Origin of the sequence: Methylobacterium sp. 174MFSha1.1, assembly GCF_900116815.1 — a bacterium.
GTDB lineage: Bacteria > Pseudomonadota > Alphaproteobacteria > Rhizobiales > Beijerinckiaceae > Methylobacterium.
Window position 1 is genome coordinate 1 of record NZ_FPCB01000064.1, and the last position, 25361, is coordinate 25361.

24 protein-coding genes and 1 pseudogene are annotated in these 25361 nt (G+C 70.6%); 14 read left to right on the forward strand and 11 right to left on the reverse strand.

All coding sequences use genetic code 11. The annotated features are described in order from the left end of the window. The 5 genes and pseudogenes from BM430_RS32315 to BM430_RS32335 form a co-directional block, all read right to left on the reverse strand. Positions 1-222, reverse strand: a pseudogene (locus BM430_RS32315) (IS110 family transposase); the annotation flags it as partial. 250 nt (positions 223-472) lie between these two features. Next, positions 473-1348, reverse strand: a complete 876-nt coding sequence (locus tag BM430_RS32320) for an NAD(P)-dependent oxidoreductase (RefSeq protein WP_093571296.1) — start codon at positions 1346-1348, stop codon at positions 473-475. 80 nt (positions 1349-1428) lie between these two features. Further along, positions 1429-1866 carry a tellurite resistance TerB family protein gene (locus BM430_RS32325; RefSeq protein ID WP_093571297.1) on the reverse strand — a complete coding sequence of 146 codons (438 nt, stop codon included), beginning with the start codon at positions 1864-1866 and terminating at the stop codon, positions 1429-1431. Positions 1867-2338: 472 nt separating this feature from the next. Next, positions 2339-3469, reverse strand: coding sequence for a zinc-dependent alcohol dehydrogenase family protein (locus BM430_RS32330; protein ID WP_177303246.1), 1131 nt, complete (start codon positions 3467-3469; stop codon positions 2339-2341). 111 nt (positions 3470-3580) lie between these two features. Continuing rightward, positions 3581-3847 (reverse strand): DUF1127 domain-containing protein, encoded by a 267-nt coding sequence (locus BM430_RS32335; protein WP_244539765.1) that lies wholly within the window; start codon positions 3845-3847, stop codon positions 3581-3583. Positions 3848-3952: 105 nt separating this feature from the next. Between BM430_RS32335 and BM430_RS32340 the strand changes: the two genes are divergently transcribed. The 3 genes from BM430_RS32340 to BM430_RS32350 all read left to right on the forward strand — a co-directional run bounded on the left by BM430_RS32340 (position 3953) and on the right by BM430_RS32350 (position 7364). Beyond that, positions 3953-4831, forward strand: a complete 879-nt coding sequence (locus BM430_RS32340) for a LysR substrate-binding domain-containing protein (protein ID WP_093571298.1) — start codon at positions 3953-3955, stop codon at positions 4829-4831. A 328-nt stretch (positions 4832-5159) separates the two neighbouring features. Then, positions 5160-6422, forward strand: coding sequence for a porin (locus BM430_RS32345; RefSeq protein WP_093571317.1), 1263 nt, complete (start codon positions 5160-5162; stop codon positions 6420-6422). A gap of 306 nt (positions 6423-6728) precedes the next feature. Next, positions 6729-7364: a LysE family translocator gene (locus BM430_RS32350; protein ID WP_093571299.1), complete on the forward strand. Its 636-nt coding sequence runs from the start codon at positions 6729-6731 to the stop codon at positions 7362-7364. Between the two features lie 4 nt (positions 7365-7368). Here the strand turns inward: BM430_RS32350 and BM430_RS32355 are convergent, their stop codons facing one another. From BM430_RS32355 to BM430_RS32375, 4 genes are all read right to left on the reverse strand, one after another. Beyond that, the gene (locus tag BM430_RS32355; RefSeq protein ID WP_093571300.1) at positions 7369-8898 is read right to left on the reverse strand and encodes a sensor domain-containing diguanylate cyclase; all 1530 of its coding nucleotides are present in this window, start codon (positions 8896-8898) and stop codon (positions 7369-7371) included. A gap of 174 nt (positions 8899-9072) precedes the next feature. Further along, positions 9073-9570, reverse strand: coding sequence for a hypothetical protein (locus tag BM430_RS32360; RefSeq protein ID WP_244539766.1), 498 nt, complete (start codon positions 9568-9570; stop codon positions 9073-9075). Positions 9571-9579: 9 nt separating this feature from the next. After that, the gene (gene rlmN, locus BM430_RS32365; protein WP_093571302.1) at positions 9580-10887 is read right to left on the reverse strand and encodes a dual-specificity RNA methyltransferase RlmN; all 1308 of its coding nucleotides are present in this window, start codon (positions 10885-10887) and stop codon (positions 9580-9582) included. Positions 10888-11244: 357 nt separating this feature from the next. Then, on the reverse strand, positions 11245-11847 hold the full coding sequence (locus BM430_RS32375) for an invasion associated locus B family protein (protein ID WP_093571303.1): 603 nt from the start codon (positions 11845-11847) through the stop codon (positions 11245-11247). A gap of 175 nt (positions 11848-12022) precedes the next feature. Here BM430_RS32375 and BM430_RS32380 point away from each other — a divergent pair, with 175 nt between their 5' ends. Further along, positions 12023-13075 carry a phosphotransferase gene (locus tag BM430_RS32380; protein ID WP_093571304.1) on the forward strand — a complete coding sequence of 351 codons (1053 nt, stop codon included), beginning with the start codon at positions 12023-12025 and terminating at the stop codon, positions 13073-13075. Between the two features lie 98 nt (positions 13076-13173). Here the strand turns inward: BM430_RS32380 and BM430_RS32385 are convergent, their stop codons facing one another. Together BM430_RS32385 and BM430_RS32390 are read right to left on the reverse strand one after the other, a co-directional pair. After that, complete coding sequence (locus BM430_RS32385; protein ID WP_093571305.1) at positions 13174-13395, reverse strand: hypothetical protein; 222 nt, start codon at positions 13393-13395, stop codon at positions 13174-13176. A 144-nt stretch (positions 13396-13539) separates the two neighbouring features. Then, the gene (locus BM430_RS32390; RefSeq protein WP_093571306.1) at positions 13540-14130 is read right to left on the reverse strand and encodes a GNAT family N-acetyltransferase; all 591 of its coding nucleotides are present in this window, start codon (positions 14128-14130) and stop codon (positions 13540-13542) included. A gap of 215 nt (positions 14131-14345) precedes the next feature. Between BM430_RS32390 and zapE the strand changes: the two genes are divergently transcribed. The 10 genes from zapE (at position 14346) to BM430_RS32440 (ending at position 25035) form a co-directional block, all read left to right on the forward strand. Next, entirely contained in the window at positions 14346-15545 is a 1200-nt protein-coding gene (zapE, locus tag BM430_RS32395; protein WP_093571307.1) for a cell division protein ZapE, read from the forward strand. 198 nt (positions 15546-15743) lie between these two features. Next, complete coding sequence (locus tag BM430_RS32400) at positions 15744-16880, forward strand: M20 family metallopeptidase (protein WP_093571308.1); 1137 nt, start codon at positions 15744-15746, stop codon at positions 16878-16880. Positions 16881-16971: 91 nt separating this feature from the next. After that, positions 16972-17559 (forward strand): NUDIX domain-containing protein, encoded by a 588-nt coding sequence (locus BM430_RS32405; protein ID WP_093571309.1) that lies wholly within the window; start codon positions 16972-16974, stop codon positions 17557-17559. A 115-nt stretch (positions 17560-17674) separates the two neighbouring features. Beyond that, entirely contained in the window at positions 17675-18202 is a 528-nt protein-coding gene (locus BM430_RS32410; RefSeq protein ID WP_093571318.1) for a Uma2 family endonuclease, read from the forward strand. A 68-nt stretch (positions 18203-18270) separates the two neighbouring features. Further along, positions 18271-19266, forward strand: coding sequence for an adenosine kinase (locus tag BM430_RS32415; RefSeq protein WP_093571310.1), 996 nt, complete (start codon positions 18271-18273; stop codon positions 19264-19266). Positions 19267-19369: 103 nt separating this feature from the next. Continuing rightward, positions 19370-20212 (forward strand): sn-glycerol-3-phosphate ABC transporter permease UgpE, encoded by an 843-nt coding sequence (gene ugpE / locus BM430_RS32420; RefSeq protein WP_093571311.1) that lies wholly within the window; start codon positions 19370-19372, stop codon positions 20210-20212. Positions 20213-20240: 28 nt separating this feature from the next. Beyond that, a complete protein-coding gene (locus tag BM430_RS32425; protein WP_093571312.1) occupies positions 20241-21293 on the forward strand; it encodes an ABC transporter ATP-binding protein in 1053 nt (350 codons plus the stop codon). Positions 21294-21419: 126 nt separating this feature from the next. Further along, positions 21420-22592: a CaiB/BaiF CoA transferase family protein gene (locus BM430_RS32430; RefSeq protein ID WP_093571319.1), complete on the forward strand. Its 1173-nt coding sequence runs from the start codon at positions 21420-21422 to the stop codon at positions 22590-22592. 93 nt (positions 22593-22685) lie between these two features. Continuing rightward, positions 22686-23237, forward strand: coding sequence for a coiled-coil domain-containing protein (locus BM430_RS32435; RefSeq protein ID WP_093571313.1), 552 nt, complete (start codon positions 22686-22688; stop codon positions 23235-23237). 121 nt (positions 23238-23358) lie between these two features. Beyond that, complete coding sequence (locus BM430_RS32440) at positions 23359-25035, forward strand: thiamine pyrophosphate-binding protein (RefSeq protein WP_093571314.1); 1677 nt, start codon at positions 23359-23361, stop codon at positions 25033-25035. Positions 25036-25361 lie beyond the last annotated feature (326 nt).

The following is a 25361-nucleotide window of genomic DNA, read 5'->3' on the forward strand; positions in this document are numbered from 1 at the left end:
CAGGCGCACCTCGTGGCCCAGAGCCCGGATCTGGCGCGCCCAGTGATGGGCGGTGGCGCAGGCCTCCATCGCCACGATGGTGGCGGGGATCTTCTTGAGCGCCGGCAGCAGCTTGTCGCGCGAGACGCGCTCGGTGCTCACCACGGCGCCCTGCGCGTCCTGGGCCTCGAACTGGAAGACGGACTTGGCGATGTCCAGGCCGATGATGCTAATCTGCGTCACGGACGGTCTCCTCGGTTGGGTGTCAGACGACCTCAACCTGGCACTTATGATGCCGGCGGGGGCCGTCCACCCCAACATCCCGGGGCCGCGAAAGCGGAACCCGGGATCCATAACCGCCGACGCTGGAGAAGAGGGCGGGCCGTGTTCCGCTCAATCCTGGATCGTCAGCGGTTATGGATCCCGGGTTCTCGCCTTTCGGCGAGCCCCGGGATGACGTCGAGAGATGTTTCGGCCCGACCGCCAGATCGATCTACCCCCGTCCCGCCCGCCGCATCGACACGGTCGCCAGCGCCGCCAGGTCCTTCTCGCCGTCGCCATGGGCCAGCGCGTCGAGCAGGCTGTCGCGCAGGACGCTCGCGAGCGGCATCGGCACCCGGGCGGCCTCCGCCGCGGCGAGCGCCAGGCGCACGTCCTTGGCGCCGAGCGCCAGCCCGAAGCCCGGCGGCTCGTAGCGGCCTGCGGCGATCGAGGCGCCGTAGTTCTTGTAGATCGGGGCGGCGAAGATCGTGTTCGACAGGAAGTCGATGAGGTCGGACGCCGCGACCCCGTGCGCCTCGACCAGGGCCGCAGCCTCGCCCATCGCCTCGATCGCCGCGACGATCATCATGTTGCCGGCGAGCTTGACCGCGTTGGCCCGGGCCGGCGCCTCGCCGAAATGCCAGGTCTTCGCCCCCATCACGTCGAGGAGCGGCTGGGCGCGGGCGATCGCCTCCGCCGGGCCGGCCGCCAGGATGTTGAGCTGGCCCGCCTCCGCCACGTCGGGCCGGCCGAAGACCGGGGCGGAGACGTAAGGAACGCCGGCACGGCCGTGGACCGCCGCCAGCTCCTCGGCGAGCGCGACCGAGATGGTGCTGGCGCCGAGATGCACCCCGGGCCGCTCGGCCTGGTCGAGCAGGCCGCCTTCGACGAGGACGGCGCGGAGCGCGGCGTCGTCGGCCAGCATCGTCACCGCGGCGTCGCCCCGGAACGCCTCGGCGGGGGTCGCCACCGGCACGGCGCCATGGGCGCGCAGAGCCTCCGCCACCGCGGGAGAGCGGTTCCAGACTCGAACCCTGTGACCGGTCCTGACCAGGTTGAGCGCCATCGCCCGGCCCATCCGGCCGAGCCCGAGAATTCCGACATCCATCGCCACACACTCCCCAACCCGGCGGATCGGGGGAGAGATATGGCGGGGCGGCCCGGTGTCAGGCCCTCACACGCCCGAACTCACGCGCCGAGCAGGGCCGCCTTCTCGACGCCGAGCACCTCGGCGATCTCCGCCAGGGCCTTGTGCTCCAGTTCGCTGATGCCGCCCTGGTCGGCGACGTCGGCGGCGATGAGGAAGACGTCCTGGCGCTGCTCCAGCGGCCGGTCGGCGATGGCGGCGACGAGGCGCAGGTTCTCGACCCGCCCGGCACGGCTCTTCGCCCGGGCGATCGCCTCGTGCAACTCCTGCTCGAGCTTCAGCACGCCGTAGGACTTGTGCAGGACCGGGTTGTTGCTCAGGTCGGCCAGCGCCGTCTCGATCTCCTGCTCGTCGATCTCCTGGTCGGCCAGGATCACGGCGGCGGCCGCCGAGCAGGCGGCGTGGAGGAAGGCGGTGTCGCCGGCATAGGACATGACGACCCGACCGACGCGGGAGAAGGCATCCTGAAACAGCCCCATGGCACGTCCTTACGCAAAATCCCTCGGGCCGGCCGCGGGCGGCCCCTCGTCGCATCCGCCCATCGATGCATGGGGGCGCGCGCCGAGACAAGTGCAGCACGGCGGCACCCCGCGTCGGACGCGATGACGTGCGAAGGTCTAGGCCAAGAAAAACTCCGGGCGTGATCCCTGCGACACGCCCATGTCGGCCGCGAACGCTGCGATGCGGAGGCCCAGGCACTCGACGAGACTGACGGTCGACGACCAGGGCTCGCCGGGCTCTCTCGCCGAATTTGCGACCCTCCATCGTCATCCCGGGGCCGCGCAGCGGAGCCCGGGATCCAGGACCGCAGGATGTTCAGACAGGATGTTCAGAACGGAGCGGATGGCGTTCCGCTTCACTCTGCATGACCCGCGGCTCTGGATTCCGGGCTCCGCTGCACGGCCCCGGAATGACACCGTGGGAGTCAGGTCGGTCGGGCGAACCAACCCCCTACATCGCGATCACCTGCCGGATCGCCTCGCCGCGGTCGAGCCGGTCGAAGCCCTCGTTGATCTGGTCGAGGGTGAGGGTGCCGGTCATCAGCTTGTTCACCGGCAGGCGGCCCTGGCGATACATCGCGATGTAGCGCGGGATGTCGCGGGCCGGGACGCAGGAGCCCATGTAGCTGCCGCGCACCACCCGCTCCTCGCCGACGAGGCCGACCGGCGGCAGGGTGAAGCTGTGGTTCGGGTTGGCGAGGCCGGCGGTCGCCGTGGTGCCGCCGCGGCGGGTGATCCGGTAGGCGGTGTCGAAGGCCTTGACCGATCCGGCCATCTCGAGAGCATAGTCGACGCCGCCGTCGGTGGCATCGCGGATCGCCGCGACCGCGTCGGGATCGGAGGCGAGGAAGGTGTCGGTGGCGCCGAGTTCGCGGGCGACCCGGAGCTTGTCCTCCGACAGATCCACCGCGACGACGCGGCCGGCCCCGCAGGCGACCGCCCCGATCAGCGCCGAGAGGCCGACGCCGCCGAGCCCCACCACCGCGACGCTCTGGCCCATCTGCACCCGGCAGGTATTCACCACCGCGCCGACGCCGGTCATCACCGCGCAGCCGAACAGGGCCGCCTCGACGAGGGGCACCTCGGGATCGATCTTCACGATCGAGCGGCGCGAGATCACCGCGTATTCGCCGAAGGCCGAGACGCCGCTGTGGTGGCTCACCTCGGCGCCGTCGCAGCGGATGCGCTTGGCGCCCGACAGCAGCGTGCCCTTGGCATTGGCGGCATTGCCTGGCTCGCACAGGGCGCCGCGCCCCTCGCGGCAGGGCGCGCAGCCGCCGCAGGTCGGCACGAAGGACATCACCACGTGGTCGCCGCGTTTCAGGTCGGTGACGCCGGGTCCCAGCTCCTCGACGATGCCCGAGGCCTCGTGCCCGAGCGCCACCGGCACCGGCCGGACCCGGTCGCCGTTGATGACCGAGAGGTCGGAATGGCACAGGCCGGCGCCGGCGATCTTCACCAGCACCTCGTCCGGCCCCGGCGGATCGAGCTCGATCGTCTCGATGCGCAGCGGCCGGCTCTCGGCATAGGGCCGCCCGACGGGGGCGTGGTGCAGGATGGCGGCGCGGACGCGGTGGGTCACGAGGTATCCTCCCGGCGGGGCGTCTTCCGACCCCGGTGGGAGCAGGCTGGCAGCGGCACCGCGGCCGGTCAACCGGCCGCGGGCGTAAGGCGCGGCCTCGCGGCGTCGCCCTCAGGCGACGTCCGGCAGGCCGGCCCGCCAGAACGGGCGCCGCGCCTCGGCGCAGGCCTCCGCCCGGGTGAGGCCGACATCGGCCAGGGTCTCGTCGGTCATGAAGGGGAGGTCGCGGGCGAGGCTGCGGCGGGCACCCCAGCGCCGGAACCAGCCCCGCAGGATCGCCACGCCGGCGAGGCGCGGTTCGTGCGCGCGGCTCACGGTCAGGCTCCGCGGGGCGCCGGCGGTGCGGGGCATCGGGAACGGGATGACGGTGGCGGCCACGGCAGGTCTCCTTCTCTCTCTGGCAAGGCAGAGCTACCCGGGACGGACGCCGCCGTATATTGAGTTCTTCACCCTGCTCCGTGAGCGAAACTCACAAGGCCCGTCATGCGCCAGCTGCCGCCGCTCTCCTCGCTGCGCGCCTTCGAGGCCGCGGCGCGCCTCGGCTCGGTGACGAAGGCGGCCCACGAGCTCGGGCGCACCCACGGGGCGGTGTCCCGCCAGGTGCGGGCGCTGCAGGAGCAGGCCGGCACCGCCCTGTTCGAGAAGGCCGGCACGGGCCTGCGGCTCACCCCCGCCGGCGAGGCGTTCCGGGGCGTGGTGGCGGGGGTGCTCGACGACCTGGAGCGTGGCTACGGGCGGCTGCGCGATGCCGGGCGAGGGCCCACCGTCCACCTCGCCTGCGGGGCGACCTTCGCGATGCGCTGGCTGGTGCCGCGGCTGTCGGGCTTCTACCGCGAGCGGCCGACGGTGCAGGTGCGCCTCTCGATGACCTCGGCCCGGGAGACCCGCGACGACGGCGCCGACCTGGTGCTGACCTGGGACCGGCTCGCCCACCCGATCCGCGACGAGACGCGGGCGATCCGCCTCGGCGACGTGGCCTTCGGGGTGGTCTGCGCGCCCGGCTACCCGGTGCGGATGCGGGACGGGCGGCTCGCCGCCGGGACCCGGATCGTGCACGAATACACGCCGCATTCCTGGCCGGCCTGGGAGGCGGCGACGGGCCTGCACGTCGCGGCGGAGCGGGACATCGCCTTCCCGCATAACGGCCTGTGCATCGAGGCTGCCCTGTCGGGCCTCGGCGTCGCTCTGGTGGAGCAGGTGCTGGTGCGCGACGACCTCGCGGCGGGCCGCCTCGTCGCGCCCTGCGGCCTTCACCGCTTCCCGAACGGCTTCGCGGCGGTGCCGGCTGCGGACCGTCCGCTCTCGCCGGCGGCCTCGGCCTTCACCGACTGGCTGCGGCGGATGCTGGCGGAGGAGGCGTGATTCCCCGATCCCGCGACCCGCCGCGATCGACGGCGAGCATGACGCAAGGAAAGGCAAGATAATGCATCGTCTGCGCCCCTGGCAGGCTTGCCCCAGCGCATAAATGCCGCGAGACAGCGTCATTCGTACGGCAGCCAAGTATCCACCCGCGTTGCGCGAAAGACACGGCAGCGGATACACCCTCGCAACAGAGCCTAGATTGCTTAATTTTTGAGCAAACGCACAACAAAAGGTTTTGCCACGATGCGGCCACACTGCCAGCTTGGCCGCAGTTGGACCCGGCCAGCGTCGGCACCCGCCGAACCGGCCCCAGATGGACTTCTCGACCGTGGCAATGCGCTTCACCCTCAGCAGCCTGACCGTCGCCCTGCTGTCGACAGGGTCCGCCCTGGCCGCCGACCTGGCCGCCCCGGCCCCTGCACCGGTGGCCGTTGTCGAGCACTGCAAGGCGACCCTGTCGCTGCCGGCCTATGGCGGCGTGATCAAGCCGAACCCGAACCCGTCCTGCTTCACCCTCGGCGGCTTCGGCGACATCTATGTCGGCGGCGCGCTCACCGGCTACGCCTACACCCAGACCAACCCGTTCCCGTTCTCGGCCGCGCCGCTGCCGAGCGACCGGGCGGCCCGGGTCGACTTCACCAACATCCAGGGCTGGATCCAGAAGGCCGACGGGCCGTTCCAGTTCTACGTCCAGGCCGGCGCCTACGCGATCCCGGCCCTCGGCTTCCTCAACTACAGCGCCCTCGACCAGACCGACCTGCTGTTCACGCCCCTGCCGGTCGCCTTCGGCAAGTACGTGTTCAACGACCAGTGGTCGATCCAGGGCGGCCGGATGCCGACCCTGATCGGCACCGAGGCGCCTTTCACCTTCCAGAACCTGAACATCTCCCGTGGCCTCCTGTTCAACCAGGAGAACATCATCAACCACGGCGTTCAGGTGAACTACAGCGACGGCCCGTGGTCGGCCTCGGTGGCCGGTACCGACGGGTTCTTCTCCGGCAACATCAGCTGGCTGACCGGCGCCGTCACCTACAAGCTCGACGACAACAACACCTTCGGCATCAACGGCGGCGTCAACCTCGACCGTACCGACGTGCTGTCGCGCAGCCTGCGCTACTCCTACGCGACGCCGCTGTTCCAGCAGAACAGCGGGATCCTGTCGATCAACTACACGTACTCGAACGGGCCGTGGACGATCACGCCCTACTTCCAGTACACGAACGTCGCGCGCGACTTCAAGATCGGCATCGCCGAGGGCGCCTCGACCTATGGCGGCGCGGTGCTGGCCAGCTACGCCTTCACCGACAACTTCGCGCTCGCCGGCCGCGTCGAGTACATCAGCCAGACCGGCGACCGGTTCTCGGGCGGCACCAGCCTGCTCTACGGCGCGGGCAGCTCGGCCCTGTCCTTCACCGTCACCCCGACCTTCACCTTCGACCGCTTCTTCGTCCGCGGCGAGTACTCGCGGGTCCAGCTCTACGACATCACCCGCGGCGACCTCGCCTTCGGCACGCTCGGCACCGGCTTCGGCCGCACCGGCAACCGCACCGCGCAGGACCGCTACATGATCGAGGGCGGCATCACCTTCTGAGACGCTCCCCAATCACCGAGCGTCCCCTCGCGCCCGCCCGGCACCCCGGGCGGGCGCGTCGCGTTTCGATGCTCGACGAGGACGGGCGAGACACGGCGCTGGCGAGCGGACCTCGCTCATGGGCCCCGCCCTTTCCCGGCCCGTGCCGGGCCCGGAAAGGGGGAGGCTCGCGAGGGGCGCCTGACGTCGGCACCAGGTGTCGCCCCGGGTGTGCATGCCTGCCGCAGCCTGGGCCGGAACGCCCTCCCGCTTGCGCCGGCCCATAGGACAGGTACAGACCGGGCCAGCCTCCCCGGAGCCCGCCCGATGAGCTTCCTGCCCGACACCCCGACACTGCTCGCCTATCTCGCCGCCTGCCTGGTGCTGTTCGTCACGCCCGGGCCCGACATGAGCCTGACGCTCGCCCGCACCATCGGGTCGGGGCGGCGCGCCGGGATCGTGACCGTGCTGGGCACGAGCCTCGGGACCCTGATCCACACGCTGGCCGCCGTGCTCGGCATCTCGGCGCTGATCGCCGCCTCGGCCACCGCCTTCGCGGTGCTGAAGGTGGTGGGCGCGCTCTACCTCGCCTGGCTGGCGGTCGACGCCCTGCGCCGCGGCTCGTCCCTCACCGTCCGGGCCGAGGCGGTGCGGGGCGGCCTGTGGCGCACCTTCTGGCTCGGCCTTGGCGTCAACCTCACCAACCCCAAGGTGGTGCTGTTCTTCCTCACCTTCCTGCCGCAATTCGTGCGCGCCGACGCCCCCGACCCGACCGGCCAGCTCGCCTTCCTGGGCCTCGCCTTCGTGGGCCTGTCGCTGCCGCTCGGGATCCTGATGGTGCTCGGCGCCGCCCGGGTCACCGGCGCTCTCCAGGCGCGGCCGCGGCTGATGCGGGGGATCGACTGGCTGTTCGCCGGCCTGTTCGGCACCTTCGCGGCGCGCATCCTGCTGACGGTGCGCTGACCGGTCAGGAGGCGGCGTCCGCCCGCGCGACCAGGCGCAGGCGGGGTGCGGCCGGCCGCGCCTCAGCCCGGCAGGTGCGGTTGCGGCCGGCGCTCTTGGCGGCGTAGAGCGCGGTGTCGGCCGCCCGGTAGAGCTCGGACGGCGCACCACCCACGGCCTCCGCGAGGCCGATGCTCACCGTCACCGCGCCGGGGTTGAGGCCAGCGGCGGCCACCGTCAGGGTCGTCACCTCCTCGTGCAGACGCTCGGCGACCCGGGCGGCGCCCTCCGCGTCGGTGCCCGGCAGGATCACGCCGAATTCCTCACCGCCGATCCGGCAGACGAGGTCGTACGGCCGGTGGATGCGGGCCGACAGGCAGCGCGCCAGCCCGCGCAGGACCTCGTCGCCGACGGCGTGGCCGTAGCGGTCGTTGAAGCGCTTGAAATGGTCGGCATCGACGATCAGCAGCCCGACGGGCCGGCCGCTGCGGGACGAGGCGTCCAGGGCGGCCGCCAGGGCCTCGTCGAAGCGGCGCCGGTTCGGCAGCCCGGTCAGCCCGTCGGTCATCGACAGGCGGGCGAGCTCGGCCTCGACCGCCTCGCGCCGCCGCAATTCCCGCCCGCACAGCAGCGCGAGCAGCACCGCGAGGCCGAACAGGGCGAGCAGCGTGACGCCGATCATCAGCGCCCGGGCGCGCCAGCCGGCCTCGACATCCTCGGTGCTGATCCCGATCGACAGGACGAGGGGGAACGCGCCGACCTGCGTGAAGGTGAACAGCCGGTGGACGCCGTCCCGGTTCGCCCACTCGGCGAAGCTCCCCTTCCCTTCCCGGAGGAAGCGCTGGAAGTTGGAGGAGCCCGACACGTCGGCGCCGACGTCGCGCACGTCGTAGGGGTAGCGCATGATCCGGATGCCGTCCTGGCGGATCAGGTTGATGCTGCCGTTCCGGCCGAGGTCGATCTGCGACAGGATCTGAGTGAAGTGGGACAGCTTCAGCGTCGCGACCGCGACGCCGCCGAACGTCCCGTCCGGCTTCGTGATGCGCCGGCTGAACGCGACCGTGTAGGCGCCCGACATCCGCGACTGGTAGGGCTTGCTGATGTAGAGCCCGGCCTCCGGATCGCGCTGGTGGACCTGGAAATAGTCGCGGTCGGCGAAGGAGCCGCCGGCCCCCGCCGGATAGCGCGAGTTCAGGAGGCCGGTGCCGTGCTCGTCGAACAGCACCAGGATGCCCATGCCGTCTGCGGTCACGACGCGGTCGAACAGGACCAGCTGGAGCAGCGGCTCCGACGCATCGACGAGGTGCGGGCTCGCGATCTTGGCGACCACGCCCTGCAGGGCAAGGTCCATGATCTCGACGTTGCGGGCAATGTCGGTCTCGATCACCTGCAGCAGATTGCGGGAGGTGTCTTCGGTCCTGGCCCACATCTCCCGCCGCAGCTCGTAGAGCATGAAGCCGGAGACGAGCAGCATCCCGAGGGGAGCCAGCACGCCGAGCACGACCCAGACCCGGACAGTCTTGATCGCGGCGAGGAGGCGGCGCGGGGACGGCATCGGGCGGAGTCTCTCGGGAAGGCGTCGGGAGGAACTCGACCGTGCCCCCGCGAGTCTAAACGAGACTCTCACGAACCCGTTCAACTTGTCGATCTTCCACAGATACGACGCGCCGACGACCGGGATAACGTGTGAGATGATTGCCCCGAACCCAGCGGCAAGGCGGGCGCCGGCTCACCGCCGCGGCGCCACCCACATCGTCGCCGGCCCGCGCCCGGCGAAGCGCCCGGCGCCGAGCCAGTAGATCAGGCCGGCGATGCCGCCGGCGCAGAACAGGATCGCCGTCACCCGCCCCTCCCCGGTCCCCACCGGCCCGGCGCCGCCGCGCATCAGCCAGGGCAGGAGTGCCGTGAGGAGCCCGGTGGCACCGCCGTACCAGGCGAGCGAGCGCCAGCCCAGCACCTCGCCGACGACCGCGTTGAGCGCCGGCGGCACCGCGACGAGGAGCAGGACGGCGCGCCCGAGGCTCACCGCCCCCTCGACCATCGCGGGGTCGGGCGCGTAGCCCTCGGCGAGGTCGGACAGCACGGCCTCAAGCCCCGACAGGCCGAGGGCGCCCATGAGGTCGCGCAGGACCGGATCCATGACGACGCCGATCCCGAGGGCGATGGCGCCGCAGGCGATCGCCGTCAGGAGCGCGGTCGCGACGGCGAGGAGACGGCCGAGGGACATCACGCTGCGTCAGTCGTCGTCGTGCGCGGCGGCGTAGACGCCCTCGGCGCCGATGCCTTCCTCCAGCATCAGCCGGGCGCGGGCGCGCAGCTTCTCGGTCTCGCTCTTGAGCTGGCCGCAGGCCGCCAGGATGTCCCGGCCCCGCGGCGTGCGCACCGGCGAGGCGTAGCCGGCATTGAACACGATCTCGGAGAAGCGCTCGATCCGCTCCCAGTCGGAGCACTCGTATTTCGAGCCGGGCCAGGGATTGAACGGGATCAGGTTGATCTTGGCCGGGATGCCCTTGAGCAGGCGCACCAGCTCGCGCGCCTCGGCGTCGGAATCGTTGACGCCCTTCAGCATCACGTATTCGAAGGTGATGCGCCGCGCGTTCGACACGCCCGGATAGTCGCGGCAGGCCTGGAGCAGGTCGCGGATCGGATACTTGCGGTTGAGCGGCACCAGTTCGTTGCGCAGGTCGTCGCGCACGGCGTGGAGCGAGATCGCCAGCATGGCGTTGGCCTCGAGGCCGAGCCGCTCGAATTGCGGCACCACGCCGGAGGTCGAGACGGTGATGCGCCGGCGCGACAGGCCGAGGCCCTCGTGGTCGCTCATCACGCCGACCGCGTCGATGACGGCGTCGACGTTGTAGAGCGGCTCGCCCATGCCCATGAAGACGATGTTCGAGACGAAGCGCGAGCCGTCGACCGGCACGAAGGCGCCCTTCGGCGGGGTCTTGCCGGGCCAGTCGCCGAGGCGGTCGCGGGCGACCACCAGCTGCGAGACGATCTCCTGGCACGACAGGTTGCGCACCAGGCGCTGCGTGCCGGTGTGGCAGAACGAGCAGGTCAGGGTGCAGCCGACCTGCGACGAGACGCAGAGCGTGCCGCGGTCGTTGGCCGGGATGTAGACGCACTCGATCTCGGCGCCGCGGTTGTGGTCGTGCCGGCCGGTCGGCGGCATGCGGATCAGCCACTTGCGGGTGCCGTCGCGCGACACCTGCTCGCTCACCACCTCGGGCCGGTCGAGGGTGTGGATGCCGGCGAGCTGACCTTTCAGCACCTTGCTGACATTGGTCATCTCGTCGAAGGACGAGGCGCCGCGCACGTTGATCCAGTGCCAGAGCTGGCCGGCGCGCATGCGCTGCTCGCGCTCGGGTACGCCCACGGCCGCGAGCCTGCCCTTCAGCGCCTCGCGGGTGAGGCCGACGAGAGAGGTCGGACCGGTGGTCTCCAGCGCCTCGGGACGGATCTCGGGCGTCTTCTCGATCGCCGGACCTTGTGCTGCTGGTACGGCGCCTTCCCCGCGCCGGGCGGTGTCGAACGACGCCGTCGCCATGAGTTTACAGACCTTCGAATGAAACGGATTACGGCCGCATATAGGGGTATTCGGGCCGGAACGCGATGGGGCGGTCGGGAATACCCTGAGAACGGGAGTATCGACATCGAGAAGAGGCGCGGGTTTCCCCCTCCCCCCTCTGCGGGGGAGGGTGCCCGGTGGAGCCGGGCGGGAGAGGGGCAGCGCGACGCTGATCCAGAGGGCGCCTCTCACAACGGTTCAGTCTCTTCCGGAAGCGTGGCTCCCCTCTCCCGACCCCCGCTGACGCAGGGGCCACCCTCCCCCGCAGAGGGGGGATGGACAAACCCGCGCCCTCTCCTTTCAAGCAGTTCGAACAGTTTTCAGAATACCCTTCGCCTACTTGCACTCCTCGCGCGTGCGCTTCATCGCCTCGCCGAAGCCGTCGAGGGCGTACTCGTCGGTGGAGGCGTTGCCCCGCTGCGAGACGGCCTTGACGACGACCTTCTTGCCGCGGCTCATCTCGGCCACGACCTTGCTCTCGTCGGCCGGGTTCTGCACCCAGGCATTGGCGCCTTTCACCACGAGCGCGTAGCGGGCCGAGCCGATCGCGAGGCTCGGATCGGAGGCGCTGGCGGCCGGGGCCGGCACCGCGCCGTTCGCCGCGGCGGTGGTGGTCGCCTGGCCGCTGCCGGGCTTGGGCGCGAAGCCCAGCATCACCGCGACCTCGTTGTTGACCTTCTCGCCCTTGCGCACGGTGACGAAGAGGTAGGCCGGATCGCGCTTGAGGCTCTTGGGCAGGCGCACCTGCGGCTGGCTGATGGCGTAGCAGATGCGCGACTTGCCCTCGCCGGCGGCGAAGACGTTCCAGTCGCCGAAGGTGCCGATCGGGCTGGCCTGGAGGCTCGCGGGCGCGGCCTCCGCCTTGGGCTTTGGCCGGGCATCGGCGGGCAGGGCGAGGGCGAGCAGGCCGAGGGCGGCGAGGAGGGATGCGCGAATCATGCGGGCATTCTAATCGTGGAGGGTGCGCTTGCCCACCCGATCGCCGGAAAATGCGGCGAAATCAGTGGGGTACAGCGTCGCCTCGCCGAATTGCTGCACTGCACGAATGACCCGGCGCCGCCGGTGGGGCATGGTTTGGCGAGGAAACGCCCGCTTGAGAGGCCGCGAAGGTCGCATGAACGCCCCATCCCCGTCGGACCTGCCCGAGACCATCCCGGTGCGCGAGGCGCATCGCTTCCCGACCGAGGCGCTGGAAGCGTTCCTCGCTCGATCGGGCCTGGGACGGCTGAACGAGCTGCGCCAGATGCGCGGCGGGCAGTCGAACCCGACCTTCCTGGTGATGGCCGAGGCCGGCGAGTACGTGCTGCGCAAGCAGCCGCCGGGCAAGCTCCTGCCCTCCGCCCACGCGGTCGACCGGGAGTTCCGGGTGCTGCAGGCGCTCTCGCGCACCGACGTGCCGGTGCCGCAGGCCGTGGCCTATTGCGCCGATGCGAGCGTCGTCGGCACGCCGTTCTACCTGATGGAGCGGCTGCACGGCCGGGTGTTCTGGGACCCGATGCTGCCGGAACTGCCGCGGGAGGAGCGGGCCGGAATTTACTACGGCATGAACGAGGCGCTGGCGCGCCTCCACCTCGTCGATCCCGCGGCGATCGGGCTCTCCGATTTCGGCCGTGCCGGCAACTACTTCCAGCGCCAGATCGAGCGCTGGTCGAAGCAGTGGGTCGCCTCGAAGACCCGCGAGAACGCAGGCATCGACCGCCTCGCCGAGTGGCTGCCGGCCCACATCCCGGCCGACAGCGACGAGACCCGGATCGTCCACGGCGATTTCCGCCTCGACAACATGATCTTCCACAAGACCGAGCCGCGGGTGATCGGCATCATCGACTGGGAACTGGCGACCCTCGGCCACCCGCTCGCCGATCTCGGCTACAACTGCATCGCCTACAACACCGACCCGTCGGCCTATCGCGGCATGCTCGGGCGCGACCTGCCCGCCCTCGGCATCCCCACCCAGGAGGAGTACGTGCGCCGCTACTGCGAGCGCACCGGGCGCAGCGACGGCATCACGCCGTTCCACGTCGCCTTCGCGCTGTTCCGCCTCGCGGTGATCCTGGAGGGCGTGCTCGCCCGCGCGCAGGCCGGCAACGCGTCGAGCGACGAGGCGAGCCAGAAGGGCGCGCTCGGCATCGCGCTGGCCGAGCGGGGCTGGGAGCTGGCGCGGGGCTAAGCAGACTTGCGTTGGCAGGCCAACGCTTCGTCCGCTTAGCTTCTTGTCATATCGCAGATTTTTGTCGCAAAATCGGCGGCCACTTTTGCGAAATCTGCTTAGCCCGCCTCGCGCTCGCGGCGGCGCTGAAGGCGGGTGACGCCGTAGATCGTCGCGAGCCGCAGGCGGGCGGAGCGGACCGGCGGGGCGCTGCGCTCCGCCTGGACCGCCGCGATGGTGCGGAGCGCCGCCGCGACGGAGCGCTCCAAGTTCGACTGGCTCATGCTCGACTGGTTCTGGGCGGCGGTGTCCTCGCCGCGCGGGGTACGGACGGGCTGCATCGGGATGTCCCCTCCTCTGGTCTTGCTCTCCGTTTGAGCCCGACAATCCGGCGCGGTCGAGGCCGGATCGTGGCAGGTCCAGGCCCCGATTAAGACTTTGTTCAACCCTCCACAGGTCGTTGTCCCGCGCCAGTCGAGACAGCGTCAGATCACCGGCAGGCCCGGCCAGGCGGCCGCGCACGCCGCGGAGGCCGCCGCGACGTCGAACACCCCGTCCATGCCCTCGCGCCAGAGCGAGAACAGCGTCGGCGGGCTGAGCGCCAGGACGGCGTGAACCTCCCGGCCGCCGAGGCGGAACTCGGCGCCGAGGCGCCGGGCGAGCGCCCGCATCCGCCGGTTGCCGGGCAGGCAGCGCAGGTGCAGCCGGCGCGTGCCGCCGTTGCGGGCAGCCTCGGCGAGGCGCTGGCCGAGCGCGGCGCCGAGGCCGCGGCCGCGATGGCCGGGCGCCACCGCGAAGGCGATCTCGGCCTCCGCATCGTTGCCCGCGGGGCGCAGCTCGCCGACGCCGCGCAGGGCGCCGTCGACGAAGGCGCCGAAGATCCGTCCCTCGGCGGCGACGGCCTGCGCCGCGTAGGACGCGGCCCGGGCCTCGCTCACCGCGCCCATGAAACGGTCGAAGCGGGAATCCGGGTCGAGGCTTTGAAACAGCGACACGACCGCGTCGCGGTCGCTCGACCAGAGGCGCCGGACCAGGATGCCAGCGGGGAGTCGGGTAGGCTGGAGGCGATCTTGCATTCTCGAGGTGTGCTCCGAACGGTGACGGCACGATCTCGAGCGTTTCCCCATCCCGGTCGCCGACCGGGATTGTGCAATGCGGAAGATGGGGACGCCGTTCCGATGCTGCACGGCACAACGGGCGTGCCGTCGGCGCATGCACCCGCCATGATCTGACCGCATTGCCGGAATCCGCGCGCATTGCACGGACCACGCCCGCGCGATAAGCCCCGCCGGTGACCCAAAGCCCCGCTTCCACCGCCCGCGGCCCGGTCGCCGCCCGCTACGACGCCCTGGTCGAGTCGGGTGCGATCGAGCGCGATCCTGCCCAGACCGGCCTCGTCACCCGCCTCGACGGCGTGATCCGCGACCTCGCCGAGGCGCCCCCGCCAGCGAGCCCCGGCGTCCTCGGCCGGCTGTTCGGCCGCAAGCCGGAGCCGGTCGCCGGCCCGCGCGGCCTCTACGTCTGGGGTCTCGTCGGCCGCGGCAAGACCATGCTGATGGACCTCTTCCACGAGGCGGCGCCCGGCCCGAAGCGCCGGGTCCATTTCCACGCCTTCATGGGCGACGTGCACGAGCGCATCCACCGTCACCGCCAGGCGGTGAAGCAGGGGACCGCCCGGGGCGACGACCCGATCCAGCCGGTGGCCGAGGCGCTGGCGGCGGAGGCGCGGCTCCTCTGCTTCGACGAGTTCACCGTCACCGACATCGCCGACGCGATGATCCTCGGGCGGCTGTTCACCGCGCTCTTCGCCCGCGGCGTGGTGATGGTGGCGACCTCGAACGTCGAGCCCGACCGGCTCTACGAGGGCGGGCTGAACCGCGCCCTGTTCCTGCCCTTCATCGAGCAGCTGAAGGAACGGGTCGCGGTGGTGCGGCTCGATTCGCGCACCGATTTCCGCCTCGAGAAACTCGGCGGCAGCCCGGTCTACCACGTGCCGGCGGACGCGGCGGCGCAGGCCGCGCTCACCGGCGCCTTCCGGGCGCTGTCCGGCGAGCCGACAGGCCGGCCGACGACGATCCAGGTCAAGGGCCACGACGTGGCGATCCCCGAGGCCGCGGGCGGCGTCGCCCGCTTCACCTTCGCGGATCTCTGCGCCCGGCCGCTCGGCGCCGCCGACTACCTCGCGCTCGCCGAGCGCTTCCACACCGTGATCGTCGAGGACATCCCGGTGATGGACATGCCCCAGCGCAACGAAGCCAAGCGCTTCATCATCCTGGTCGACGCGCTCTACGACACCCGCACCAAGCTGCTCGCCTCCGCCGCCGCCGAGCCGATCGGGCTCTACCTCGCCGATTCCGGCCGCGAGGCGTTCGAGTTCGAGCGCACGGTCTCGCGCCTGATCGAGATGCGCTCGGAGGAATACCTCGCCCTGCCGCACGGACGGCCGGATTCGGAAGCCTCGGGCAGCACGACGGGGCTGGTGGAGACGTAATGCTTTTGCGTCTTCGCATCGACGTGTCGATGCGAAGACGTCCGGCGCATCGGCGCCGGCGCCCGTTCGGGCTTGGCCGCCACCGTCGAACGAACCCGTCCGACGGTGGCGGTGCGAGGCCCGCTTCTTGATAGCGCCGCATTTCGCGCGCCGAACCGGTGGCGCACTCTCTCTGTTAGACCGTTCCAGAGGCCCCCGATGACCCCCTCCCCCCTGCCCGCCGACATCTCGCCCGAGCGCGCCGTCGCGGCCATCTCGCGCTGGCTGGCGGTGGAGAGCCCGACGGACTCGGCGGACGGCGTCAACAGGATGATGGACCTCGTCGCGGACGAGGCCGCCAGCTTGGGCCTCGCCGCCGAGCGGGTGCCGGGCCGCGACGGCTTCGGCGACAACCTGATCCTGCGGGCTGGCCCGCGGACGGCCGAGCCCGGCATCCTGGTCCTGTCCCACCTCGACACCGTGCATCCGATCGGCACGCTCGCCAACGACCTGCCGGTGCGGGTCGAGGGCGACCGCCTCTACGGCCCGGGCGTCTACGACATGAAGGGCGGCGCCTGGCTGGCGCTCCAGGCCTTCGCGGCGGCCGCCCGCTTGGGTGAGGCGCGGCGCCCCCTCACCTTCCTGTTCTCCAGCGACGAGGAGACCGGCTCGCAATCGACCCGCTCGCTGATCGAGGATCTGGGGCGGACGAGCGCCGCGGTGCTGGTGACCGAGCCCGGCCGCGACGGCGGCAAGGTGGTGACCGGGCGCAAGGGGGTCGGCCGCTTCGACGTCCACGTCGAGGGCCGTCCCTCGCATGCGGGCACCCGCCACGCCGACGGCCGCAACGCGATCCGGGAGGCCGCCCGGCTGATCCTGGAGATCGAGGCGCTGACCGATTATGCCCGCGGCGTCACCACCACGGTCGGGGTGATTTCCGGCGGCACCGCCGAGAACGTGGTGCCGCAGCATTGCCGCTTCGCCGTCGACCTGCGGGTCGTCACCGCGGCGGACGGGGAGGATTACGCAGGCCGGATCCTCGCGCTGCGCGCGACCGAAGATTTTCGCGTGACGGTGACCGGCGGCATGAACCGGCCGCCCTACGCGTCGGAATCCGGCGCCGCCCTCTATGCCCATGCCCGGGCGCTGGCGCGGGACGAGCTCGGCTTCGACCTCGGCGAGGTGCCGCTCACCGGCGGCGGCTCGGACGGCAACTTCACGGCGGCGCTCGGCATCCCGACCCTCGACGGCCTCGGCATCGACGGCGACGGCGCGCACACGCTGCAGGAATATGGCCTGATCTCCTCGATCGCCCCGCGGATGCGGCTGATGCAGCGGCTGCTTGAGACGCTGTGAGATCGAGGGGCGGGGCGATCTTTCGCGCCCGCCCGGCGTTGCCGGCCCGGGTCCTGCAAGAGAGCAGGACCGCCACGGACGACAGGCGCGCATGACCGACCGCACCAACCCCTGGGTGACGCTCTCGCGCGAGCGGCGCTACGAGGACCGCTACCTTGGGCTCGACCTCGACCAGCTGCGCCACGAATCCGGCCGCGAGCACCCCCACGTCGCCCTGCGCTTCAAGGTGTACGGCGTCGCGGTGCTGCCGGTCGATCCCGCCGGCCGGGTCAGCCTGATCGGCCAGTACCGCTACGTGCTCGACCGCTTCACCTGGGAATTGCCCCGCGGCTCCGGCCCGGTCGCCGACGATGCCCTGGCCACCGCCCGGCGCGAATTGTCGGAGGAGACCGGCGACGAGGCGGAATCCTGGCTCGAGCTGCTGCGCCTCGACGCCTCGCCGGGCATCTCGAGCGAGCGGGTGCCGGCCTTCGTCGCCTGGAACCTGAAGCGAGGCCCGGCCCATCCGGACCCGCAGGAGAGCCTGCGGATGCGCCGCCTGCCCTTCGCCGAAGCGGTCGGCGAGGCGCTGTCGGGTGCGATCACCGACGGGCCGAGCGTGGCGTTGCTCCTGTGCTTGGCCGAGCGGGCCCGGCGGGGGGAGTTGCCGGAGGATCTGCTGGCGCTGCTGCGGGGGTGACGACGCGGCAGGGACGGGAGATCCTTGCGGCAGGCATGGTGCCGCGTGCTAGAATGCCGGCCGCAGGAACGCCACCGACAGGTTCAGCGCGATGAAGCCGCTCCCGCAGACCCGCATGAGCGTCGACGAGTACCTGGCCTGGAGCGAGGACAATCCGGGACGCTACGAACTCGTGCAGGGCGAGGTATATGCGATGACGCCAGAACGACTTCTGCACGCGGAGGTCAAGGCATCAGTCTACGTAGCGCTATGGCGCGGCATCCGAAAATCTGCTCTACCCTGTCGAGCGTTACCGGACGGCATGACAGTGCGCGTCGACAGATACATCGCTTATGAGCCGGACGCCATGATCTATTGTGGCCCACGTGGAGATTCAAATTCGATCGAGATCAAGAATCCCGTTGTTGTCGTCGAGGTCTTGTCTCCTGGCACCCGCCGCACCGACGCGAGCGAGAAACTGACCGGCTACTTCCGGGTACCGAGCATCCACCACTACCTGATGGTCGATCCCGACCGCCGGACGATCGTCCATCATCGCCGGTCGGGCGACGGGATCGACAGCATCGTCCTTCAGGACGGCACCCTCGTCCTCGACCCGCCGGGCCTCGAACTCCCCATAGGCTCGCTGTTCGAGGAGCCCTGAGGCCGCGGCTTGACCCTCCCGGCAGCGAATGCGACAGGCGGCCCAGCATCTTGCGCACGGGCCCCTGCATGACCGCCTCCCTCGACCTCCTCGTCCTCGGCAACGCCATCGTCGACGTGATGGCCCGCACCGACGAGGCCTTCCTGGTCCGCGAGGGCGTGCACAAGGGCGCGATGCAGCTCATCGACGAGGCGCGGGCCGAGCACCTGTTTCAGGTGATGGGTCCGGCCACGATCATCTCGGGCGGCTCGGGCGCCAACACGGCGGTCGGCGCGGCGGTCCTCGGGGCGCGGGCGGGCTTCATCGGCAAGGTGCGCGACGACGAGCTCGGCCGCCTCTTCGCCCACGACCTCAACGCGACGGGCGTGTCGTTCGGCGTCGCCCCGGCCACCGAGGGCCCGGCCACCGCCCGCTGCTTCGTGCTGGTGACGCCCGACGGCGAGCGCACCATGAACACCTATCTCGGCGCCTGCCAGGGCCTTTCCGCGGCGGATGTCGACGAGGAGACGGTGAAGAGCGCTGCCTACGTCTACCTCGAGGGCTACCTGTGGGACCCGCCGGCCGCCAAGGAGGCGTTCCGCAAGGCGGCCCAGATCGCCCACGGCGCCGGCAACAAGGTCGCGCTGACCCTGTCGGACGCGTTCTGCGTCGACCGCTACCGCGACGAGTTCCTCGGGCTGATCCGCGACGGCAGCCTCGACATCCTGTTCGCCAACATCCACGAGCTGAAGAGCCTGTACCAGACCTCGGATGCCGACACGGCGCTGGCGGCCCTGCGGCAGGAGACGGGGCTGCTCGGCGTCGTCACCCGCTCCGAGGAGGGCGCCCTGGTGGTGTCGGGTGACGAGACCCGATCCGTGCCGGCCTCGCCGGTGCGCGAGGTGGTCGACACCACCGGCGCCGGCGACCTGTTCGCGGCGGGCTTCCTCGCCGGCCTCGCCCGCGGCCTCGAACACGCCGATTGCGCCCGCCTGGGCGCGGTCGCGGCGGCGGAGGTCATCTCGCATCTCGGTGCGCGGCCGCAGGCCGATCTCAAAGCGCTGGCAGCGCAGGCGGGCCTGTAACGGCCCGCTTTCGTCAGAGCTTGACCGGTGCTAGGAGCGTCGTACGCCCGTCACGCCGGTGCGGCACCGACGTCAAGAAACCATCCGCCAGGGAGCGGCCCCGTTGGTCGAGAACCGCCGCTTCGGCAACCTGATCCCGCACCTCGTGCTCTGCCTCGGGGTCGGCATCGTCGTCTTCCCGGTCTATCTGGCGCTGATCGGCTCGACCCACGACGCCGCCACCATCGCCAACGGCCAGATGCCGCTCTGGCCCGGCGGCCACGGCTTCGAGACCTACCGGCGCGCGCTGACCGAATCCGGCATGGCCGGCGCGCCGGTCGGGCTGATGCTCCTGAACAGCACGATCATGGCGCTCGCCATCGCGCTGGGGAAGATCTTCATCTCGCTCCTGTCGGCCTACGCGCTGATCTACTTCAAGTTTCCGTTCCGGCAGACCGCGTTCTGGGCGATCTTCGTCACCCTGATGCTGCCGGTCGAGGTGCGGATCTACCCGACCTACAAGGTCGCCGCCGATCTCCAGCTCCTCGATACCTATGCGGGCCTTGCGCTCCCGCTGATCGCCTCGGCGACCGCGACGCTGCTGTTTCGCCAGTTCTTCCTCACGGTGCCGAACGAGCTCGTCGAGGCCTCCCGCATCGACGGAGCCGGGCCGGTGCGGTTCTTCCTCGACACCCTGCTGCCGCTCTCGCGCACCACGATGGCGGCCCTGTTCGTGATCCAGTTTCTCTACGGCTGGAACCAGTATCTCTGGCCGCTCCTCGTCACCACCCGCGACGACATGCAGACGGTGGTGATCGGCCTGCGCAAGATGACCTCGATCACCGACCAGCTCACCGAGTGGCAGATCGTCATGGCGACCGCCGTGCTGGCGATGCTGCCGCCGGTCGTGGTGGTGTTCGCGATGCAGAAGCTGTTCGTGCGCGGCCTGGTGGAGACCGAGAAGTGACCTCTTTCCGCACGATCGGATCGCCCTGATGGCCGGCCTCGCCCTCGACAATTTGCGCAAGACCTATTCCGGCGGCGTCGACGCGGTGCGCGGCGTCTCGCTCGACGTGCCGGACGGCGCCTTCTGCGTCCTCGTCGGCCCGTCCGGCTGCGGCAAGTCCACCGTCCTGCGGATGATCGCCGGCCTCGAGACCGTGACCTCGGGGTCGATCACCATCGGCGGCCGCACCGTCAACGACGTCGAGCCCGCCGACCGCGACATCGCGATGGTGTTCCAGAACTACGCGCTCTATCCGCACATGCGCGTCTACGACAACCTCGCCTACGGGCTGCGCAACCGCGGCACCCCGAAGCCCGAGATCGAGACCCGGGTGAAGGAGGCGGCGCGGCTGCTCGGCCTCGACGCCATGCTGACGCGCTACCCGCGCCAGCTCTCGGGCGGCCAGCGCCAGCGCGTCGCGATGGGGCGGGCGATCGTGCGCAAGCCCCAGGTCTTCCTGTTCGACGAGCCGCTGTCGAACCTCGACGCCAAGCTGCGGGTGCAGATGCGGGTCGAGATCCGCCGCCTCCAGCGCCAGCTCGGCGTCACCACGGTCTACGTCACGCACGACCAAGTCGAGGCGATGACCATGGCCGACCGGCTGGTGGTGATGAACGGAGGCCAGATCGAGCAGGTCGGCACGCCGATCGAGATCTATCGCCGCCCGGCGACCCGCTACGTCGCGACCTTCATGGGTTCGCCGCCGATGAACATCCTGAAGGCCGAGGCGGTGGCCGGGGGCGTTCGGATCGACGGAGCGGTGATCCCCGTCACCGGGATCGCCTCCGGTACGGCTCTCGAAGCCGGCATCCGGCCCGAGGACCTGCGGATCGCCGAGGACGGGTTGCCGTTCCGGATCGCCTTCGTGGAGGAGCTCGGCGCCACCCGCCTGCTGCACGGCCCGCTCGCCGGGACCGACGTGGCCGTGCAGGTGCCGGCGGGCTCCGCACCCCAGGAGGGCGACACGGTGCGGCTCGCGATCGACCCGTCCGCCCTGCACCTGTTCGACCCCGCCAGCGGAAAGCGGCTGGCGCAGGGCTGATCGGAGGCGGGCGGGCTTTCCCGCTCCCTCGGCCGCGTCGTATGCAAGCGGGACGGGATTCCCGGTCGAGGAATCAGAGCGCGCCATCCCGCGAACGGGAGGCGCATGACGGGAGGCATCGTTTCCGTGCACAAACCGCTCGCCGGCATCAAGGTGCTCGAACTCGCCCGCATCCTGGCAGGACCCTGGATCGGCCAGCTCCTGGCGGATCTCGGCGCCGACGTGGTCAAGGTCGAGCGGCCGGGCGTCGGCGACGACACGCGATCCTGGGGCCCGCCCTTCGTCGAGGGCGCCGACGGCGAGACGCTCTCGGCCTCGTATTTCCACTCGGCGAACCGCGGCAAGCGCTCGGTCGCGGCGGATTTCGAGACCGCCGAGGGCCAGGCGATCGTCCGCAAGCTCGCCGCCCATGCCGACGTGGTGATCGAGAACTTCAAGGTCGGGGGGCTGAAGAAGTACGGCCTCGACCACGAATCCTTGAGCGCCCTCAACCCGCGGCTGATCACCTGCTCGGTCACCGGCTTCGGCCAGGATGGCCCCTACGCGCCGCGGGCCGGCTACGACTTCATGATCCAGGGCCTCGGCGGGATCATGTCGCTCACCGGCGAGCCGGCGGGCGAGCCGGTCAAGACCGCGGTCGCCTTCGCGGACGTGTTCACCGGGGTCTACGGCACCGTCGCGATCCTCGCCGCGATCCAGGGCCGGCACGCCACCGGCAAGGGCTGCCACATCGACATGGCGCTCCTCGACACCCAGGTCTCGGTCCTCGGCAACCAGGCCCTGGTCTACCTGGTGTCGGGATTGATGCCGCCGCGGATGGGCAACGAGCATACCAGCATCGTGCCCTACCAGGTCTTCCCGACATCCGACGGCCACATCATCGTCGCCTGCGGCAATGACGGCCAGTTCCAGAAGTTCTGCACCGTGCTGGGCACGACCTGGCACCTCGACCCGGACTATTCCACCAATCCCGGCCGGGTCACGCGGCGCGAGGTGCTGATCCCGCTCATCGCGGCCGAGACGAGGCGTCACGCCAAGGCGGATTTGCTGGCGCGGCTCGGCGCCGTCAACGTCCCCTCCGGCCCGATCAACGACCTCGCCGAGGTGTTTTCCGATCCCCAGGTGGTGCATCGCGGCCTGCGTGTCGATCTGCCCGATCCGCGGGCGAAGGGCGGCATGATTCCGAGCGTACGCTCGCCGATCGTCATCGACGGCGTGCCGATGGCGGCGGAGACCGCCTCGCCGCAGGTGGGGGATCATACCTCAAGCGTGCTGGCGGATCCGGCCTGGGGTGGGTGACGGTCGTCGTCGGTGCAGGCTGCGCGAGCCAAGGCCGTCTCGGACTGCTATGGTGTTCGGAACGAGCCTCCCGGAAGACGCCCGGACACCGCCATGACCTCGATCGCGTTCGACACGCTCAAATTCGCCCGGACTTTGCGCGACCGGGCGAAGATGTCTCCCGAACAGGCGGAAGGTCTGTCCGACGCTCTTCTCGAAGCGATCCAGTGTGATATTCCGACGAAAGCGGATCTCAAGGATGTCGAGGCGAGCATCGACGCATTGCGATCGAACGGTGAGGCGCTGCGGGCCAGCACGAAGTCCGACATCGAAGGCGTAAAGGCCAGCATCGAGGCGCTGCGGGCCAGCATGAAGGCGGACATCGAAGGCTTAAAGGCCAGCACGAAGGCGGACATCGAGGGGATCAAGTCGAGCATCAAGGTCGACCTCGAAGGCATCAAAGCGAGCATTGATGCCTTGAGAGCGGCTGCGAAGAGCGATGTCGAAGCCAGCAGGGCGAGTTCGCGAGAAGCCGAACTGCGCCTTGAGGCCCGCATGGAAGCGTCCAAGACCGAGACCATCAAGTGGGTTGTGGGACTGATCGGGTTTCAGATCCTCGCCGTCATCGGTTCGGTGATCGCGCTGGCACGGATCCTCAAGCCGTGAGGAGTGAGCCGAACTGGCCTTCGCATCAACGTCCGGCCTGGACTCGATCGCGTCCTGACATGTCCGCGATACAGGTCGAGAGAACCGTTCGCGAGACAATCTCTTCATGGAGCACACACTCATGACCGACGCCCCCCGCCCCCGCACCGGCGGGCAGATCCTGGTGGACCAGCTCGCCCGCCACGGCGTCGGCGATATCTTCTGCGTGCCGGGCGAGAGCTACCTCGCGGTGCTCGACGCGCTGCATGACGCGCAGATCCGCCTCACGGTCTGCCGGCAGGAGGGCGGCGCCGCGATGATGGCGGAGGCGCACGGCAAGCTGACAGGCAAACCCGGCATCTGCTTCGTCACCCGCGGCCCCGGCGCCACCAACGCGGCGCCCGGCCTGCATATCGCCCGGCAGGACTCGACCCCGATGATCCTGTTCGTCGGCCAGATCGAGCGGGCGGCGCGCGAGCGCGAGGCGTTCCAGGAGCTCGATTACCGGGCGGTGTTCGGCACCATCGCCAAGTGGGTGACCGAGATCGACAGCGCCGACCGGCTGCCGGAACTCATTGCCCGCGCCTTCCACGTCGCCACCGCCGGCCGGCCCGGCCCGGTGGTGATCGCGCTACCCGAGGACATGCTGACCGAGACCGCGAGCGTGCCGGACGCGCCCGCCTTCCGACCGGTCGAGACCCATCCGGCGCTCGCCCAGATGGTCGAGCTCCAGAACCTCCTGGCCAAGGCCGAGAAGCCCTTCGCGATCCTCGGCGGCAGCCGCTGGTCGGAGCAGGCCGTGCGGCGCTTCGCCCGCTTCGCCGACCTGTTCTCGCTCCCTGTCGCCTGCTCGTTCCGGCGCCAGGGCATGATCCCGGCCGACCACCGCTGCTACGCGGGCGATCTCGGCCTCGGCGTCAACCCGAAGCTGCTCGCCCGGATCAAGGAGGCGGATCTCCTGCTCCTCGTCGGCGGACGGCTGTCGGAGATCCCGTCGCAGGGCTACACGCTCCTCGACATTCCGGGGCCGCGCCAGACGCTCGTCCACGTCCATCCGGACCCGGAGGAGCTGGGGCGGGTCTACAGCCCGGCGCTCGCGATCAACGCGAGTCCCACCGCCTTCGCGGCGGCGATCGAGACGGTGCAGCCGCCCCGCGCCCTGCCCTGGGCCGCCGGCACCGAGGCGCTGCACGCCGATTACCTGGCCTGGAGCGACCCGACCCGGATCACCACGCCGGGCACGCTCCAGATGGGTGGCGTGATGGCGCATTTGCGCGAGGCGCTGCCGGCGGACGCGATCCTGTGCAACGGGGCCGGCAACTTCGCCACCTGGGTCCATCGCTTCTGGCCGTTCCGCGCCCATGACGGCCAGCTCGCCCCGACCTCGGGCTCGATGGGCTACGGCGTGCCCGCCGCCATCGGCGCCAAGCGGCTCCTGCCGGAGCGCACCGTGGTGGCGGTGTCGGGCGACGGCGACTTCCTGATGAACGGCCAGGACTTCGCCACCGCTGTCCAGTACGACCTGCCCGTCATCATCATCCTGGTCGACAACGGCATGTACGGCACGATCCGGATGCACCAGGAGCGGGAATATCCCGGCCGCGTCTCCGGCACCGCCCTGCGCAACCCCGATTTCGCCGCCTACGCGAAGGCCTTCGGCGGCTACGGCGAGCGGGTCGAGCGAACGGAGGACTTCCCGGCGGCGCTCGCGCGGGCGATCGGGTCCGGCCTGCCGGCGATCCTGCACTGCCCGATCGACCCCGAGGCGATCACCCCGACGACGACCATCCAGGCCCTGCGCAACAGGCCGCGGCCGTAGCCATGACGCCCTCCGTGTCATGTATGGACGGCCCCCGTTTCGCAAGGGTTTGTGAGCATCGGTTTGAGCCAGTCGGTTCAGGAGCAGTCATGTATCCGGCCTCTGATGCCGTCGTGCCGCCGCGGTTGATGCGACGAGGACGACGGCGGGCCACCAAGGGGTGCGCACAAGCGTTCCTTGCGAAGAACCAGGCTCCCAACATCCCGACGCGCTGTGACGCGCGATGACGTGGCGGAGTGTCCTGGTCCCAGGTCCCTCATCCTGCTCTGGCCTTGGCCGTGCTTACAGCTCCTTGCTCACCGAAGGTCGCGTCCCGCCGCTCCTCA

Bases quoted from the DNA above. Each gene is read 5' to 3' on its own strand.
- BM430_RS32320 (WP_093571296.1), bottom strand. From the start codon at position 1,348: ATGGATGTCGGAATTCTCGGGCTCGGCCGGATGGGCCGGGCGATGGCG.
- BM430_RS32325 (WP_093571297.1), bottom strand. From the start codon at position 1,866: ATGGGGCTGTTTCAGGATGCCTTCTCCCGCGTCGGTCGGGTCGTCATG.
- BM430_RS32340 (WP_093571298.1), top strand. From the start codon at position 3,953: ATGCGCCAGCTGCCGCCGCTCTCCTCGCTGCGCGCCTTCGAGGCCGCG.
- BM430_RS32350 (WP_093571299.1), top strand. From the start codon at position 6,729: ATGAGCTTCCTGCCCGACACCCCGACACTGCTCGCCTATCTCGCCGCC.
- BM430_RS32355 (WP_093571300.1), bottom strand. From the start codon at position 8,898: ATGCCGTCCCCGCGCCGCCTCCTCGCCGCGATCAAGACTGTCCGGGTC.
- BM430_RS32360 (WP_244539766.1), bottom strand. From the start codon at position 9,570: ATGTCCCTCGGCCGTCTCCTCGCCGTCGCGACCGCGCTCCTGACGGCG.
- rlmN (WP_093571302.1), bottom strand. From the start codon at position 10,887: ATGGCGACGGCGTCGTTCGACACCGCCCGGCGCGGGGAAGGCGCCGTA.
- BM430_RS32375 (WP_093571303.1), bottom strand. From the start codon at position 11,847: ATGATTCGCGCATCCCTCCTCGCCGCCCTCGGCCTGCTCGCCCTCGCC.
- BM430_RS32380 (WP_093571304.1), top strand. From the start codon at position 12,023: ATGAACGCCCCATCCCCGTCGGACCTGCCCGAGACCATCCCGGTGCGC.
- BM430_RS32385 (WP_093571305.1), bottom strand. From the start codon at position 13,395: ATGCAGCCCGTCCGTACCCCGCGCGGCGAGGACACCGCCGCCCAGAAC.
- BM430_RS32390 (WP_093571306.1), bottom strand. From the start codon at position 14,130: ATGCAAGATCGCCTCCAGCCTACCCGACTCCCCGCTGGCATCCTGGTC.
- BM430_RS32400 (WP_093571308.1), top strand. From the start codon at position 15,744: ATGACCCCCTCCCCCCTGCCCGCCGACATCTCGCCCGAGCGCGCCGTC.
- BM430_RS32405 (WP_093571309.1), top strand. From the start codon at position 16,972: ATGACCGACCGCACCAACCCCTGGGTGACGCTCTCGCGCGAGCGGCGC.
- BM430_RS32410 (WP_093571318.1), top strand. From the start codon at position 17,675: ATGAGCGTCGACGAGTACCTGGCCTGGAGCGAGGACAATCCGGGACGC.
- BM430_RS32415 (WP_093571310.1), top strand. From the start codon at position 18,271: ATGACCGCCTCCCTCGACCTCCTCGTCCTCGGCAACGCCATCGTCGAC.
- BM430_RS32425 (WP_093571312.1), top strand. From the start codon at position 20,241: ATGGCCGGCCTCGCCCTCGACAATTTGCGCAAGACCTATTCCGGCGGC.
- BM430_RS32435 (WP_093571313.1), top strand. From the start codon at position 22,686: ATGACCTCGATCGCGTTCGACACGCTCAAATTCGCCCGGACTTTGCGC.
- BM430_RS32440 (WP_093571314.1), top strand. From the start codon at position 23,359: ATGACCGACGCCCCCCGCCCCCGCACCGGCGGGCAGATCCTGGTGGAC.